The 15,755-nt window shown below is 51.0% G+C and carries 14 protein-coding genes; 4 read left to right on the plus strand and 10 right to left on the minus strand.

Features of this window, described 5'->3' with window-relative positions; translation table 11 throughout:
- The first annotated feature begins 162 nt into the window (after nt 1-162).
- Nucleotides 163-984, plus strand: a complete 822-nt coding sequence (locus tag AAF564_11135) for a hypothetical protein (GenBank protein MEM8486095.1) — start codon at nt 163-165, stop codon at nt 982-984.
- Nucleotides 985-989: 5 nt separating this feature from the next.
- Here AAF564_11135 and AAF564_11140 read toward each other — a convergent pair whose 3' ends face one another.
- Nucleotides 990-1,742 (minus strand): SDR family NAD(P)-dependent oxidoreductase, encoded by a 753-nt coding sequence (locus AAF564_11140; protein MEM8486096.1) that lies wholly within the window; start codon nt 1,740-1,742, stop codon nt 990-992.
- 136 nt (nt 1,743-1,878) lie between these two features.
- Between AAF564_11140 and AAF564_11145 the strand changes: the two genes are divergently transcribed.
- Complete coding sequence (locus tag AAF564_11145; GenBank protein MEM8486097.1) at nt 1,879-2,577, plus strand: 2-phosphosulfolactate phosphatase; 699 nt, start codon at nt 1,879-1,881, stop codon at nt 2,575-2,577.
- On the opposite strand, the gene AAF564_11150 is transcribed toward AAF564_11145, so the two are convergent.
- From AAF564_11150 to AAF564_11170, 5 genes are all read right to left on the minus strand, one after another.
- Nucleotides 2,564-3,082 carry a hypothetical protein gene (locus AAF564_11150; protein MEM8486098.1) on the minus strand — a complete coding sequence of 173 codons (519 nt, stop codon included), beginning with the start codon at nt 3,080-3,082 and terminating at the stop codon, nt 2,564-2,566. The genes AAF564_11145 and AAF564_11150 overlap by 14 nt on opposite strands.
- 116 nt (nt 3,083-3,198) lie before the next feature.
- On the minus strand, nt 3,199-4,314 hold the full coding sequence (locus AAF564_11155; protein ID MEM8486099.1) for an alpha/beta hydrolase: 1,116 nt from the start codon (nt 4,312-4,314) through the stop codon (nt 3,199-3,201).
- A gap of 750 nt (nt 4,315-5,064) precedes the next feature.
- Nucleotides 5,065-5,445 carry an ACT domain-containing protein gene (locus AAF564_11160; GenBank protein ID MEM8486100.1) on the minus strand — a complete coding sequence of 127 codons (381 nt, stop codon included), beginning with the start codon at nt 5,443-5,445 and terminating at the stop codon, nt 5,065-5,067.
- A gap of 4 nt (nt 5,446-5,449) precedes the next feature.
- Nucleotides 5,450-6,880: a sulfatase gene (locus AAF564_11165; GenBank protein MEM8486101.1), complete on the minus strand. Its 1,431-nt coding sequence runs from the start codon at nt 6,878-6,880 to the stop codon at nt 5,450-5,452.
- Nucleotides 6,881-7,347: 467 nt separating this feature from the next.
- The gene (locus AAF564_11170; protein MEM8486102.1) at nt 7,348-9,873 is read right to left on the minus strand and encodes a M14 metallopeptidase family protein; all 2,526 of its coding nucleotides are present in this window, start codon (nt 9,871-9,873) and stop codon (nt 7,348-7,350) included.
- Nucleotides 9,874-10,170: 297 nt separating this feature from the next.
- Here AAF564_11170 and AAF564_11175 point away from each other — a divergent pair, with 297 nt between their 5' ends.
- Nucleotides 10,171-11,931, plus strand: coding sequence for a DUF4397 domain-containing protein (locus AAF564_11175; protein MEM8486103.1), 1,761 nt, complete (start codon nt 10,171-10,173; stop codon nt 11,929-11,931).
- Nucleotides 11,932-12,023: 92 nt separating this feature from the next.
- Here the strand turns inward: AAF564_11175 and AAF564_11180 are convergent, their stop codons facing one another.
- From AAF564_11180 to AAF564_11195, 4 genes are all read right to left on the minus strand, one after another.
- Nucleotides 12,024-12,434 carry an SRPBCC domain-containing protein gene (locus AAF564_11180; protein MEM8486104.1) on the minus strand — a complete coding sequence of 137 codons (411 nt, stop codon included), beginning with the start codon at nt 12,432-12,434 and terminating at the stop codon, nt 12,024-12,026.
- A 54-nt stretch (nt 12,435-12,488) separates the two neighbouring features.
- A complete protein-coding gene (locus AAF564_11185; GenBank protein ID MEM8486105.1) occupies nt 12,489-13,028 on the minus strand; it encodes a GNAT family N-acetyltransferase in 540 nt (179 codons plus the stop codon).
- 28 nt (nt 13,029-13,056) lie between these two features.
- A complete protein-coding gene (locus tag AAF564_11190) occupies nt 13,057-13,776 on the minus strand; it encodes a DUF3667 domain-containing protein (GenBank protein MEM8486106.1) in 720 nt (239 codons plus the stop codon).
- Nucleotides 13,777-14,002: 226 nt separating this feature from the next.
- Nucleotides 14,003-14,677, minus strand: coding sequence for a hypothetical protein (locus tag AAF564_11195; GenBank protein ID MEM8486107.1), 675 nt, complete (start codon nt 14,675-14,677; stop codon nt 14,003-14,005).
- Between the two features lie 128 nt (nt 14,678-14,805).
- Here AAF564_11195 and truC point away from each other — a divergent pair, with 128 nt between their 5' ends.
- Nucleotides 14,806-15,531 carry a tRNA pseudouridine(65) synthase TruC gene (gene truC / locus AAF564_11200; GenBank protein ID MEM8486108.1) on the plus strand — a complete coding sequence of 242 codons (726 nt, stop codon included), beginning with the start codon at nt 14,806-14,808 and terminating at the stop codon, nt 15,529-15,531.
- Nucleotides 15,532-15,755 lie beyond the last annotated feature (224 nt).

Below are 15,755 nucleotides of genomic sequence, written 5' to 3' on the forward strand. Positions count from 1 at the left end.
ACTGCCTTTCAACACACACTAAAGATACACACACCTGCCTGTTTCACCCTAATCTGAAAGGGTTTTCTGAAAGAATATTCGTTACGGGGTAATTCTTCCCGGCTTTTGCGCATTATCAAATGTCACCCAGATCCTATCCAAGTAAACATACTCATTATCGCTATGAATGATACATATATCGCCAGAAAACTGGCCGTCCTGCTGATCCTGCTACTCACCTTTACAGGATGTGATACCGTAGATACCGGCAACGAAGAACCCGTTGCACCAGCAGTCATTCCAGAAGCTGCTTTTGCCATGAACCTGTCGTCAGTAGATCAGGATGAATCTGCCAGCAAACAGGGCGATGCGTTTAGCCACTGGTTCAACGCTGCCGTGCGCGCCAGTATCGCAACCCATGTCGCGTATGCTATCCTGCACGTCCCTGTAGAAATGACCGCTGCCGTCCAGGGTGTTGAGCCCGTATATAACGGTACAGCATGGGTTTGGACGGCTGAAACCATGATTGAAGGCCAACGCAACGCCATCGACCTCCGCGCACGACCGAATGGGAATGCGGTTGAGTGGGACATGAAAATATCCGGCGTTATCGAAGAAACGGGGCAGTACCTGGAAAACTTCCTGCTTTACACTGCGGTTACCCAAACAGACGCACAGCAGGGCACTTTCCAGGTTTATTTCCCAACAGAGTCCGGCTCCCAGAAAGTACTCGACGGCTCGTACAATATCGATGAGGCCACCGGTGAAACGCTTGCCTTTGACATCCCGGCTGACGTTGAAGACATTGGCGGCGCATCAGCAATTTTTAACCACAACGACGACTATGTGACGTTGGATCTTATGGGTCCTGAAGGGGGCAACCACCTGATTGAGTGGGATGAGCTTACAAACGCCGGCGCGCTTACGGCAGACGACTACAACAATGGTGAAAAGTCGTGCTGGGACACTGATCTCAAAAACACGGCCTGCGAACCCGCTTCCTAACGCAGTTAAATGGTAAACTGGCCGGCCAGGCGATCATAAATCGCGTTGGGCACCAATCGGCCAAACCTGGTCAGAAAAGCCATCGGCCAGGGAAAAGCAAATTCGGTCTTGGCTCGATCGATTGCACGGTAGATACGCTTCGCGGCGTCATCTAACTCCAACAGAAATGGCATCGGCGTTTCGACGTCCGCTGTCATTTCTGTTTTTACGTATCCGGGACAAACCGTTGTCACGTTGATATTCGTCTTATACAATTCAACCCGCAAACTTTCGAGCAAACTGTTCAGTGCTGCTTTGCTCGAACAATAGGCAACTGCACCCGGCACGCCACGGTAACCAGCCAGGCTACTGATGCCCACCAGTTGGCCGCGGTTGCGCGCAAGCATCCCTGGCAATACAGCTTCGTAGCAATAGGCAGCCCCAAGCAGGTTTACATCAAACGTTTTTTGTACGGCCGTTGCATCAAATCCAACTGCACGGGTGCGATGCGCAACGCCGGCATTGGCAATCATCAAGTCCACCGGCCCCAGTGCTGCTTCGCATGCAGCCACTGCGGCGTGCACTTGGCCCCGATCCGACACATCACACACAAAAGCTTTCGCTTTCCCGCCGGCAGCATTGAGTGCTGCTGCCAGCGTGTCAATGCGTTCGCGGCGCCTAGCCACCAGGGCTACGGCATCGCCATTTTTTGCATACAACGCTGCCAATGCGGATCCGAACCCGGAAGAAGCGCCCGTGATGAATACAACTCTCGACATAAAGGTGGGGTATTAAATAACAGATTAATATTGCAATGGAGGTTGACTTGTTTAGTCGTTCAAACCTATTAATCAGCCAACTGGTTATCAATCACCCGGCGCCTTTATTGCAAGGTGTCTCCGAAGGCATAGATTTGTGAAAATAAAGATGTACAGCCTGCTCGCTGGCGCCCGCGAGGCCAGCGGCACAGTTATCATTATTGATGTGTTTCGCGCATTTACTACGGCATCCGTAGCCCTGGCAGCCGGCGTATCAAAAATTGTATTCTTTGCAGATCCCGATGACGCCCTCGCTTATCGCCGGGCCGGCAAGGCGGATTTTTGTGCAGGCGAAGTGGATGGGATCCCACCAGCAGGATATGACTTTGGTAATTCTCCCTATGAACTGGCGACCGCTGCCTCCCGCGGCATCGATATTAAGGGTAAGGTTATGGCGCATTCTACGCGCGCCGGCACGGTGGGTGTAAACGCGGCCTCCCATGCGGATCAGATTTATGGCGGCTCACTGGCAAATGCCAAAGCAACCATTGACGCAGTACGCGCCGACAAACCAGACCTGGTTTCAATTGTGGCAATGGGGCTGGCCGGCAAAGTGCGAACAGACGAAGACGAAATGTGCGCAATCTATATGCGCAATTTGCTCGAAGGCAGGTCAACAGCTCATGATGCAATACAAAGCATCATCAAGTCAGGACACGAAGTGCTCAAATTTGCTGATCCGGCGCAACCCCAATGGCATGAGGAAGATGTAGATTATGCACTGAAAATCGACAGCCTGAATCAAGTGGTCCGGATTGAGGAAGAAAATGGGCTGCTGGTGGCTAAACCTCAATAAATTTCTGCTCAGCCGGCGCATACTGGTAACTCCGCATAACACGCATACCCAGCGCATCATCGTATGAAAGCGTAAACTGCAGCCGGCCCGCAACACCGCCTACACCATGCAATGCAATGTTACCCGTTTGCCCATTAGCCAGGCTCGTGTTAGGCGTAATGCTGCCCTGATGTGGCCCCTCTGTTTCAATGCGCAGGCTAGATGCTGTGCCCCCTTTGTTGATGACATAACACGCTACTGTTCCATCCTGAATGGCAGCCCGTAACATGTGAAAACGGGGGCTTATGGCATTAATGGTGCGTGAGTCCGTGTGGATCCACGAGCCTTCTTTTTGATACTGTTGCAAAAGGTCCAGGGAACGCTCTTCAGCGGACTTCTGGTTACCACGTAGCATACCTTGTATCATGGGCAGGGCAAATTGAAGCCGATAGAAGAAATACACAAGTGCAGCGCCGGCGCCGATGATGCCCAGAATTAGATTGGCGTTACCGAAGTCAGGTGGCATAAGCTTAAGCAGTCAATACTGGAACTGATCAGTTTATACAAGGAATATACAATTCCTTTCTGCTTACGGGAAAGCAGACAGCAAGATACAGCGTACAGGGTGTTGGGATATAAAGCCTACTGCGCGTCGGGGCCCGGATAGGTAGAGGCGAGGACAGAATCGACCATGATGTCGTAGTACCGCTGCGGGTCTTCAAACTCAGGCATGTGCGCTGCGTTTTCGAACCAGATCAAGTGCTTGCCATTCGGGGCATCAAGCTGCTCGACATATTCTTCGACGAGTTCAGACGGTGTATTGTAATCGTGCCGGCCGGCCAGGAAATACACTGGCACTTCGATGCGTGGTACTTGCTCAAACAAGTCGATGCCGGCGATATCGTCCCACAGATTTCGCACTGCAAAATTGGGATCCATGCTGTTTTCAACAATCTCCATGAGCGAATACTCAGGGCTGAGCAACATTTTACCCATGAAATCAGAAAGGAAGCTGTTAGCAGATTCTTTCTCTTCGTAAATGGTGCCCCCAAATCGCCGCAGCCACTTGCGCTGGCGTGTCATGGTCTGGTAATCCCAGGGTGGCGGACCCATTTCCGTAAGCTCTTTGATCGCTTCACGGTTTTCTGTGAGCTTCGCTTCCTTGAGCGTAAATTCGTATGAGATAGCTTCCGCACGCGCAGTATTTACAAGCTGGCCGGTGGCCACGTACGCGTAAAACAGTTCTGGGTAACGCTCAACGGTAAGCGCCCCAAGCGCAGCACCCCAGGAATTTCCAACAAGGTAAACCTTGGGCACGTTAAAACGCTGCTTTAACACATCTACCAGCTCTCGGGTGTCCGAGATAAACTGGTCCAGGTTCATTGAATTGACAGGAACCCCGGAACGATATGATTTACCCGAACCACGCTGGTCCCAGTAAACAACAACAAAGTCTTCTTCGAGCAAACGGCCAAAATCACGTGCCCTCGGGATAATAAAAGATCCAGGACCGCCATGTAGATAGAGAAGAACAGGATTGGTCTGGTTTTTACCGCGGATGAGCACCCATTGCTCTTCTCCGCCCAGCATTACATTACCTAGTAAATCGATGCCGCCTTGCGTGTTTATCTTGGTGGCTTCGACTACCCTGTTCTGCTCATACATTCTATACAGCAACCCGCTCGATACCAGCACCAAAAGGGCCAGGAGCGAGAGCAGAAAAAATTTCAGCACAGAAGTTATAGGATGCTCTTCCATGGTCTGAAAGCTCAGGGTGCTTTATTTAGTCCAAATTCGTGGTAATCTGGTAATCAATACAAACAAAACCTCCGGATTCCACGCAGTGGAGGTTGCCAACGGTTTTTCGATCTGTTGCGCACTCAACAAGCAAACAGGGGATGGGATCCTAAAAATACTTGTGATGTGCGGCTACAACAGAGGCGAACGTTGAGTGTCAGTAGCTGCGCGATGCAGCGCCTGTTACGAGGGACAAATACGAATTAAACGCAACCTCGTGATATTTATGATCAACAAATATTCCAAAAAGTTCATCTAAGAAATTAAGAACTTTTTTTCAAGGATATTTTACGGATCCCATCGCAGGCGATTAAGTGAGCGCGTTTTACTTCGATTTATGCGAACTGGTTCTGTTTAAACCGGCGCCCAAATCCCCAAATTAGTCCCAAACTGATAACAAATTGCTTAAAAAAGCGTTCATTTTGGAGATTCAGACGGCATCGACTCAATATCATCTTTCATGAATATGAAGGCGCTACGGCAAACTATTGTCGACGATTATGCACTTATGCATAATGCATTGTGCAACAACAACGCCCTGCACGTTCATCAAATCTTAACGATTTAAACACAATTAACGGGCCATAGCGGGGCGCTGCATTACACAGATTCGAAACAGTTTATCACAATTTGTACCCTCAATGGGACACATTTAAAGTCGGAACGTTAGGCTTCGCTACCGAAAAATTTGCTTAAATAAACAATTTCATTTTAAGCATTGCTTATGGCATGGCCGGCATTTAACAGCAATGCACAGGTCTTCTCAAACTGATCGTTCTTGACCAGCAAATAGTCGGTTTCAAACGTCGAAACGACAAAAATGGGAATGCCTGCATCAGCCAGTGGCGCACTGATGCGGGCAATAACACCAACCATGCTAAAGTCTAGTGGCCCTTGAATTTTAAGTGCACGCCAGATCCGCTCGACCTCCTCCCACCCCGGTGCTACCTGGTCCACAGACAGGACCAGGGATAGCTCATCTGCTGTCCGGGTGACGGCGCAAAACGCTGCATCAAGAATGCCGCCAGGAACAGCAGCATCGGGGGGAAGCCGGCAAACAGCCAGTTCTTCCGCTAATACCTCAAAGTTCATAACATCACTCCTCTCCAATACGGGCCACAAGCTGATCCGGGCGCGCAACCATGGCTTCCTGATGAGCAGCAACAGCCGCTTTGATGTCAGCAATTACCTCGGGATGCTTTTCGGCAATGTTGTATTTCTCCGACGGGTCATGGTCCAGGTGAAACAACAGTGGCGGATCGTGTTCGGTGTATTCATTGTCCGATTTGTATGCCCACTGCGTCATGAAGTGCGCCTTCCAGGGACCTTTACGGACAGCAAAAATTCGGGCACCCCGGTAATAAAAATACGTATCCCTCACAGCGCCAGGCTCCTCTCCTTTGAGCATAGGCAAGAGGTTTTTACCGTCATAAATGCGGTCGTCTGCCAGGGTTGCGCCGGCCATAGCGAGTGCAGTTGGATACAGGTCCATCGTACTGGTTACTTCCATTTGCACACTGTTTGCCGGTACTGTGCCCGGCCACCATGCAATTCCGGGTTCGCGCATGCCGCCTTCCCAGGTCATCCCTTTGCCTCCGCGTAGCAATCCGGATGATCCACCATGGGTATCAAATATGAGCCAGGGTCCGTTGTCGCTCGTAAAAAAGACAAGGGTACGTTCCGCTAGCCCTTCATCGCGTAGGGCATCGAGCACCTGCCCCACGCTCCAGTCGATTTCTTCAATTACATCTCCATACAACCCGCGGCGACTAACATCAGCAAAAGCTTCATCCGTAAATAACGGTGTATGCGGCAGGCTGTGCGCAAGGTAGAGAAAGAAGGGTGACGACTTATTCGCCTCGATAAATTTCACGGCTTCCTCCGTATAGCGGCGCGTTATGGTGTACTGATCAGCCGGCCGTTCGATAATTTCTTCATCACGCATAAGCGGTACATTCCAAAACTCCGGCTCTGGCTCCCAGAAAATAGAACGCCATTCACCACCTACCACGCGGTCCATGTCATTCGAATAAGGAATGCCATAGTAGCTGTCAAAGCCGTTATTTGTGGGTAGATAGGGCGCCAGGTGGCCGAGATGCCATTTGCCAACCGCAGCAGTTGCATAGCCCTGCGCTTTCAACGCCTCGGCCAGGGTGATTTCTTCTGCAGGAATGCCGTACTTCGAATCAGGAAAGAGGACGCGGCGCTCGTTGCTCGCCATACCACTGCGGATAGGAAGCCGGCCCGTCAGCAACGCAGCCCGGCTGGGGGTACATACGGAAGCGGCTGAATAAAACTGGGTAAATTTCATGCCTTCCTGTGCCATCCGATCGAGATGGGGTGTCTGGATTGTTGGGTGTCCGTAGGCGCCCAGGTCACCGTAGCCAAGATCGTCAGTGAAGATGATAACTACATTCGGTTGTTCTGCATTTTCAGATGCCCAGGGCCTGAACCCTGTGACAATCAGGATCAGCAAGCCAACAAGAACGGCGCTAATTTGCCAGGTATAGCGTTTGGTTTTGTGCATGGGAGGTCTCCGTTGGTGGTTTTGCACAAATTAGAACCCAAGACTCGAAAAGTCGAATGAAAGGAATCTCTTTCGACATTAAGCAGGCTTTGGGAGCAAATCTAATCAACTGATTGCATCCGTTTCTGATGCTTAAAAAGCGAAGAATTGAAGTAGCTTTTATATGGAATTTTATGGGTGAGGAAGGTGCGTTTTTGAAACGAAATACGTCTTTAGTGAAACACCCGTCGGGTCTTGAAGACCCAACGGGTGTTTCAGATTAGCATACCTTGGTACTAATAATGGGCTTTAATTCTACCTTAGAATTGCACCTGCAAATTGGCACAACACCAGTTCTCAAATTGTAACTGTAAATCAAGTTGTTCAACACTATTCATTTTCCTACCCCCTGGCTCCCTACTCGATTTTCATCCAACAAACAGTCCGCCCAGCAATCCTTCGTACCGCCCACGATGACGTGGAGACACTCAGCGAAGAAAGATGGCGTTAGCGACAAACAGCCGGCCACTGTACCAGAAACCCCGGAAGAAGGGATTGTCAGCAAAGTAAACCACATCGCCGCGCCCCATTTCCTGGATGCCAATTACAGTGCCTGCGCGCAAATGCGCCTTCGCCTGCACGCCGACAAATCCGCTTCTGTATCCATCCTCGGGCAGCACGCCAACGTTCCAATCATCAGTATCCGTGAAATAGGCGTACACGTCGTCATTTCTTTTCAGCAGGTGGTAGGTATCCGGATAGCCAAAAGCCAGGGGGTGGGAATTATCGAGTTTGACCTGGTAAATTGCGCCCGGTACCTCCTCTCCCATACTGTCCCGCTCGCGATCCTCGTACCTGCGTGCGGCATGGTCGACAGAATCACGGCTTGCACCGCCCGGCTTTTCGCTTAAGCGAAACCCTTCTTTGCCGACAAAAAACCGGGCTGCGCTTTCGAAAACAACCAATCGGCCGCCAGCGCGCACCCATGCACGCAAATCGCGCAAGGAATTGGCAGACAGGACGCTCCCCAGTCTACCCGAAGGAATCAGCAGCACATCAAATGCATCCAACGCCGATGTTGAAAATCGCTCTGAATCCAGTAACGTAACTGGATACGCCAGCTGCTGGTCAAAATAGTGCCACATCTCGCCGGCGCTGTAGGTCCCAATCGACTCGCCAATCAGCATGGCCACAGCCGGCTTATCCAGGAATGGCACGTCCCCTGACCCGAAGTCGGCACCCGCATCAACATACCCTGTTAACGCTTCCACAAGCGGCTGGTTATGCTGTGCGGCAACGCTGCGTACATGGGCATCAAATGCAGCACCCATATGCTGATTGCCTGTGCGCGTGATAATCAAGGTACCTGCGTCAAACGAACGACCATCCAGTGTAAATGGCTTCTCGGCATACCGAAGCTTGATATCTTTGTGCAGCAGTGCCGCCAGAAAACGTGCATCCTCAAAATTCTCCCACTCAACTATATAGGCATATGGTGGTAGACCTGTTGAGTGGCGAGGATCTTTAGCCTTGGGCGGACCAGGCTGCGTAGCAAGCCGACCCAGGGCACGCTCGCCTTCTAGCAAGGCATATCCATCAACACCAAAAACATACGGCAGCGCCCAGGAAGTCACATCGTACGTGACGGAATCAGAAAGAACGGGGGCAGGGTCAAATAGTACACGCAGCAGCGTAGATTTCGGCTGATCAGCAAACAGTACCATGTCGCCGGCTTCAACAGCCACTGGACCATCATTTCCCGTTTGATAATTGTATCCCCGCCCGCTTGCAGCACCTGATGCAAACGCATATTGAATGCCCTGATTATCTAAGTACGAAGCGACAACAGCGCCAAGATCAGACATACCCAGCCCTTTGAGGATATAGGCACCGTAAGGTCCAACAGCCTTGTTATCAAAGAAACGTTCAAACTCTTCAAGGACCCGATCTTTGTTTTCGGCAACCGCCTCAATAGTCGACAAACCGGTGGTGTGGTGATGCAGAATACGATCAGCAAGGGTAAGGGTATCCGACTCCGCCGTCACAATGCCAAGGCCAGCGCGGCCACTGCCGGCCTGCTCGTATGTCATGCCAATTGCGCCATTAAACATCGGCCACGTATCACCATAACCAGGATACAGCAAGTCGAAGATCTGGGCAGTGAAATATAGCCAGCCATTTGCGTCAAAATACCGTGCGTGGTTTTTGCCGATGATTTCCTGAAATTCGCGTTGCCACGGCGTAATCGCTTCGTGGTATGGCTCTGCTGCCGGCGCAAAATAGTACGGAGAATTGACGCCCTGCTCATGGAAATCAACATGCACATGAGGCATCCATTTGTTGTAGTGAGGTACCCTGGCCTGTAGCTCCTGCTGCGTCATCCAGGCCCAGTCGCGGTTCAGGTCGAACAGGTAGTGATTGGTTCTGCCATACGGCCAGGGCTCGCTGTGCTCGCGTGCAACAGCCTGCACGTCCGGATAGCGGCCAACAGTACGGTTATACCAACTTGCATACCTGTCTCGGCCATCAGGATTGAGACAGGGGTCTATGACCACAACAGTCTGATCCAACCATGTGGTAATTCGTTCATTTGCAGGGCCCACCAATGCATACAGCGTTTGCATGGACGCCTCCATACCAACGGACTCGTTGCCATGCACGTTATAGCTGAGCCAAACCAGTGCGGCATTTGCGTCCGTTGACGCGCCTGATGCGATACCAGCCCGCCGCAAGTTGTTCAGCCTGATCTCGTCGAGCTGTGCCATGTTCTTGGGAGAAGCAACGTAGGCTGTAATGAGCGGCCGACCTTCATAGGTCTCACCATACTGCTCAATCACCACGCGATCACTGTTTGCTGCGACATGCTCAAAATAGTCGATCACCCGGTGGTGTAAAGTAAACCGGGCACCCAGTTCATATCCAAGAAAAGCCTCAGGAGATTGTACCTGTGCTGATACTTGCCCCGCCGGCAACAATCCAAACCCCAGCAAAAGAACAGCAACCAGTATGCGCATAACAAACCATTTATTTTTCGTGTGAATCCAGTTGAGACACCATAATACTAAAAAGATAAAACAGGCGTATGGAGACCGTTTTACCTGTGTTTTCTCTGGGGGTGGTCATGTTTGCACCGAGCGGTGTTCTATGAATGTTACAATTCGATTTAAGCGCTTATCTCGATTGTGAATTGCTGTTGTTCAGGGGGGATTGATCACCTTTCTGGGCATGGCAACTCTTCTACTACCCCACTTCGATTGCAAGATCAATCAGGGGAAATTCTATCTGTCAAATATCCATTTAGAACCATACCCATGAAAAAATCAGATACAATATTATCAAGCTTGCGTGGTGCAACCTTCGCATTGCTGCTTATGTTCATCGCAGCACCGGCTTTTGCCCAGCAAACGGCCAATGTTCAGATTATCCACAATTCCCCCTATGCAGCGGCGGCAGTTGTTGATATTTATGTAAATGATGCCCTGGCCCTCGATGATGTTGCATTTCAGGCTGCCACCGGATTTTTAGAGCTGCCAGCTGGAGACACGCCCGAGATGGCGCCCGACGTCAAAATTGATATCACAGGATCTACAGCTGCTGATAATAGCGCACCGGTGTTTACCGCTACGGTAAAACTAATCACAGATAACAATTACATCGTAGTCGCAGCTGGCGATCCTACTGGCGGCGATCCTGCTTTTGGATTGTTCATCAATGATATGGGCCAGCAGGCTGCCGGCGAAATGGGCAATACAGACGTGCTCGTTTTTCATGGCTCACCTGATGCACCGACAGTCGACGTTACTGCGCTTGGCTCACCTCGGCCACTGGTTGACGACGCTTCATTTGGTGATTTTGCGGGCTATCTCGCGTTGCCAACAGCAGACTACCAGCTCAACGTGACGCCAGCAGACGACAATGACACGGCTGTTGCCTCGTTCGCGGCTTCCCTCGAAACCCTGGGTCTTTCAGGTGCCTCTATTGTAGTATTGGCCTCAGGCTTCCTTGCACCGCCAGAATCAACAGACCCAGGCTTTGGTCTGATTGCTGTAACTGCTGATGGCACAACTGTACCACTCGAAGCAGCAACAACAACGCGTGTACAGGTTATCCATAACTCAGCGGATGCCGGCGCCGGCTCTGTAGACATCTATGTAAGCCAGGATGGCAGTGAACTTGCCAAACTCGAAGACGTCGCTTTCCGTACCGCTACCGGATTTCTTGACCTCCCGGCTGGTGAAATCCAGATCGACATTGCACCCCCAACCAGCGCGGATGTAAGCGAATCTATTTTCACAAAAACCGTTACACTCGCTGGTGGAGAAACGTATGTTGTTGTCGCAAGTGGCTCACTTTCTGCCACAGACGAAACGGCGTTTGATCTGTTTGCCAGCAAAGGCCGCGAACAGGCTGCGCTTGCAGGTGGTTCAGATCTCCTGATTTTCCATGGTGCTTCAGATGCGCCGGCAGTTGATGTTGTTGTACCGGATGCATTAACCCTCGCTGACGACGCCACCTTTGGCGCCTTTGTGCCTTACCAGAGCGTTCCACTTGCGGATTACCCGCTCGACCTGCTTACAGGTGATGGTATGACGCTGGTAGCACAGTTTAGCGCCCCGCTTGCAACCCTGGAACTGGCCGACCAGCCGCTGGTTGTGCTGGCCTCTGGCTTCCTCGCACCAGCCATGGACGCGCCGGCTTTCGGACTCTTCGCTGTACTGCCTGCTGGCGGTGCCTTTGTGGAGCTCCCTGTCGTGAGTGGCGTTGCCAACGAAGACCTGAATACAGACCTGCCAGGATCGTTCACGCTGTATGAAAACTACCCGAACCCGTTCAATCCAACAACCACGCTGTTGTTTGATCTGCCTGAAGCGGCCGTTGTAAGCGTACAGGTTTACGATATGCTGGGCAAGCAGGTGATGACCATTCCTGCAGAAAGCCGGGCAGCCGGCAGCGCACAAAGCATCCAGGTTGATGCCGCATCGCTCGCATCAGGTATGTACCTCTACCAGGTGCAGGCCCAGGGCGACCGCGCAAACTATATCTCAACCGGACGTATGATTTTGATCAAGTAAGATCAAGCGTATTGGTTAAATCGTACTTGACGAAAAAAGCCCCGGCACTGTATAGTGTCGGGGCTTTTTTATCAGGGGTCAGCTTAAAAAGGTTAGCTCTTGCCGATGCAATCGCGCCATGGTTGCCAGTAAAAGGTATGCCATCCGTCTTTAATACGGTTGTACCCATGTGCCGGCACGTCGAGATGCACCATATCGATGCGGCCCTTACCTCCGATGGTTGAAAAGTTCAGGATAAGCGTAGTATCCGGATCGTTTTCTTTAAAGGAGGCGGATCGCCAAGTCTGTACAATAAGTTTGGATTTCACAACATGCAAAATGGTTCCTGTGAGGGTACCATCAAATGCCGTAAAATTTCCACCGGGCTCAGCGTGCACTTCGGCTTGCCCACCTGTGATGGCAGCGTGCAGTTCTGAGTTGACATACATTTTGTACAGGATATCCGCGGGAGCTGGTAAGGTAACTGATTGTGTGATGAAGTTGCGCATATGTCGGAATTGCAAGGTTTAGTGTGGCGGTTAATTCCTTACTTATGAATGTTATGTAAAGAAAAAAAACTAGGAACTCAACTTTTTTTCCATCGACACCAAAGGAAAATGTAAGCCACACGATAAGATGTGATCGTAGCGCTTTTGTACTTCGTAGCCAAACCTCCTATAGAGTTGCTCGCCTGGCAAGGTTGCAACCAAAGCGAGTGCAGAAAATCCACCTTCCAGCGCGGCCTTTTCGCACGTTTGCATCAAGGTGCTCCCGATACCACGCCGGCCCCATTCCGGATGCACAAAAAAAGCACGAATCCGCGCCGGCTCTTTTTCCGGGTTGAGCAAATCATCCTGGTGCCCCTTCATCTGGTCACCGCCATACAGGGTACGTCGCCGGCTCCAGCCACCACATCCGACTATTGTGGCACCATGCCGGGCAACGAAGTAAGTCCCATCAGCAATCAACTGCGTATCAATACCAAATATTTCTTTGATGGCGCCTTCAACTTGCGCAGGGGTATAAAAACCGGTACTCAGGGTACGCGCTGAACAGGGTATCAACTCGTTCAGGCATTTGACATGCGCAGGACGCGCACGTTCAATCAAAAAGGACATTCTGGTATCCTCCCGTTCTACGCCATACTCAAAATTTCAGCGAGTAAAACGCGACAAAAAACAACAAAGCCCTGTATAGAAACAGAACAAAGTAAACGCCAACGGTCATCACCAAGCCAAGCGCCACCGACATCAAACGCTGCGTCCCGTATACCCGACGCACGCCGGCGTAAAAGAAACCCAGCATGATCATCAAACTGATTACAGAAACCAGGATCTCTTTGGCATCCCGCGAGATCACGTCGAGCGCAGGAAAAACAAAAACGAGCCCCAATATGCCCAGCACTATAGCAAAATTAAACAATAGCAGATGTGCATAGGCATGACAAGAAAACGCCAGGTGTTTCACTGCCGGCTCCTTCCTACCCATTAACAACAGGCCCATTAAAAATGCAAACACAGGCAGCATAACCAGCACCAGTGATTTCGCAAGCGTCTCAACCCGTCTGTCAAAGGCTGCTTCATACACTTCAAATTCAGTACCAACCTCATCCAGATGCGTCTCAACCATCTGTTTTGCTACCGGTTGATGGTAGAAGTTCTCGGAATGCATGTGCATTCGAAGCCTGGTTGTCAGCGGGCTCTGGCCAACGAGGGATGCCACAAGAAAAAACATAACGTTAGCCACCAGGAAAACCCGAAAGGGATGCATGTAGGGCACCCGGCTTCCTTTCATGTACGCCACAGTAAGTGCACCAGGATGGCGCGCCAGGGTCCGGAGACTACGCCCCAGCTTTGAATCTGCCACGTGCACCAGGGACGTAAACGATTGTGAAATGAACTCCGGTAAAGACCGATTGATGACGCGATCGAGTTGCTCACCGCAATGTGGACAATACTTGCCCTCGGATGCAAGCGCACAAGTTGGGCAAAGTACCGGTGACGCTTTATCGGTGTTTTTATGGGATGAGTTTGCTTGCACGCTACGTCAAAATTCGCTCGGGTGATTTACCCGTTTGAGTGGAATGGGGTCATTATTGAGGCATGAGATCGCAAAATATCGGGGCATTCAATGCTGCGCCGGCCGTATCCAAGCTATCAGCATTTACACGATCAGCTCTTGCGTCTTCCAGACTGGTTAATACGTTAATGTATTCCGCTGCCAAATTACATTCTGTATACGCAAAAGAGCCGATGATTTGGGCCAGGTTCTGGAAATTGTCGCCTATACCGTCTACCCCCTCATTAAACATACGCCTGTAAATCTCCTGACCAAAGGTTGTGCTCAACACTTCATACTGTTCCTGATACTTGTATACATTCGAAATCAGCAGGACCTGCGTATAGGGCATATTCTCAACCACTCCCGTTGCGTTCGCCGTCTCCCATGCGCGTGACAGGGGTTCAGCCGGATTTACAAAGCCACCGGTGAAGACATCCATTCCCGGTTTATTTTCGGCAGCAACACCGTACGCCCGCATATGTTTGTACAGCGTATCCATCAAGCCTGTATGATATAGAATGGCTTCGTTGACCGCGATACGGTTCACATCTATTTCTTCAATGATGCTTTTCAACGCTACCTCTGCGCGCTGTTGTTTGTTGTAATCATCCCGCCAGTTGTTTACCGCCAACGCGAGGAAGACACCCAGTACGACAAAAAAGGCCTCGATAAAAATGGCAAACCAGTTAATGGTGTCTGATTTCATTACGAAATTTTATAAAATGAACAACGCTTATCCGCGCCACAACGCCTGAACCACATGATAAGACATTTGTACCACTTTCCTCGATGCTCCCTATTCTGCGGGTATAATAACCACCCAGCACACCAAACATGCTAGCAGTACTTTATCAGGATGCGCATTTTGTGGCAGTAAATAAGCCGGCCGGCATGCTGGTGCACCGCAGCAAAATTGACCCGCGCGAAAAAAGCATTGCCCTTCAGCAGGTTCGAGATCAACTGGGCAGCCATGTGTATCCGGTTCACAGAATCGACAAACCAACATCCGGCGTGCTCCTTTTCGGGCGTAGCAAAGACGCCGCCCGTCACCTTGCCGCTGCGTTTGCAACACGTGAAATCACCAAGTCCTATCTCGCTGTTGTGCGCGGCTACTTGCCCCCGGACGACGTGATAGACTATGCACTGAAGGAGATCCACGACAAAAAAACGGACCGTAAAGCGCGTGCTGCCAAACCCGCACAGGAAGCAACAACAGCCTTTCAAACACTCGACACCGTCGAGTTACCTTTTCCGGCTGGACGCTACGACACCACACGCTACACTTTTGCCCGGTTGTCGCCTGCGACCGGTCGTAAACATCAGCTACGCCGACACATGAAGCACATTTTCCACCCGATTCTAGGCGACGGGAAATACGGAGACTGGCGGCACAACAAGTTTATAGCAGCGCAATTTGATTGCCACCGCATGCTACTTCATGCACACACGCTATCATTTACCCACCCAATCTCTGCATCGTCCGTTGTTATCAGCGCTGAGTTGCCGGCAGATTTCGCGGCGCTGCTGGATACGATGGGCTTGCAGCATAACAAAGTATAGCAGGGTCAAGGCTGACATTCAGCGTTTGCAGCGCACATTACGAGCCCCCTCACCTCTATCGAGAGGGGACCGTTCGGCAAAGTCGAACAGGGGTGTGTCCGCACCCGATCGCACACAAAAAAGGCCCGGCGCAAATACATGCGCCGGGCCCTCCTCGCGTTTATAACTGCATCAAACTTACTTGAGCAGCGTCATCCGTTTTGTAGCCGTGAATTCACCTGCCT

The organism is Bacteroidota bacterium, assembly GCA_039111535.1.
GTDB lineage: Bacteria > Bacteroidota > Rhodothermia > Rhodothermales > JAHQVL01 > JBCCIM01.

Excerpts from the sequence above, each read along its gene's own strand:
- AAF564_11150 (MEM8486098.1), bottom strand. The coding sequence starts at position 3,082 with ATGCCACCTGACTTCGGTAACGCCAATCTAATTCTGGGCATCATCGGC.
- AAF564_11160 (MEM8486100.1), bottom strand. The coding sequence starts at position 5,445 with ATGAACTTTGAGGTATTAGCGGAAGAACTGGCTGTTTGCCGGCTTCCC.
- truC (MEM8486108.1), top strand. The coding sequence starts at position 14,806 with ATGCTAGCAGTACTTTATCAGGATGCGCATTTTGTGGCAGTAAATAAG.
- AAF564_11155 (MEM8486099.1), bottom strand. The coding sequence starts at position 4,314 with ATGGAAGAGCATCCTATAACTTCTGTGCTGAAATTTTTTCTGCTCTCG.
- AAF564_11165 (MEM8486101.1), bottom strand. The coding sequence starts at position 6,880 with ATGCACAAAACCAAACGCTATACCTGGCAAATTAGCGCCGTTCTTGTT.
- AAF564_11185 (MEM8486105.1), bottom strand. The coding sequence starts at position 13,028 with ATGTCCTTTTTGATTGAACGTGCGCGTCCTGCGCATGTCAAATGCCTG.
- AAF564_11195 (MEM8486107.1), bottom strand. The coding sequence starts at position 14,677 with ATGAAATCAGACACCATTAACTGGTTTGCCATTTTTATCGAGGCCTTT.
- AAF564_11135 (MEM8486095.1), top strand. The coding sequence starts at position 163 with ATGAATGATACATATATCGCCAGAAAACTGGCCGTCCTGCTGATCCTG.
- AAF564_11170 (MEM8486102.1), bottom strand. The coding sequence starts at position 9,873 with ATGCGCATACTGGTTGCTGTTCTTTTGCTGGGGTTTGGATTGTTGCCG.
- AAF564_11175 (MEM8486103.1), top strand. The coding sequence starts at position 10,171 with ATGAAAAAATCAGATACAATATTATCAAGCTTGCGTGGTGCAACCTTC.
- AAF564_11140 (MEM8486096.1), bottom strand. The coding sequence starts at position 1,742 with ATGTCGAGAGTTGTATTCATCACGGGCGCTTCTTCCGGGTTCGGATCC.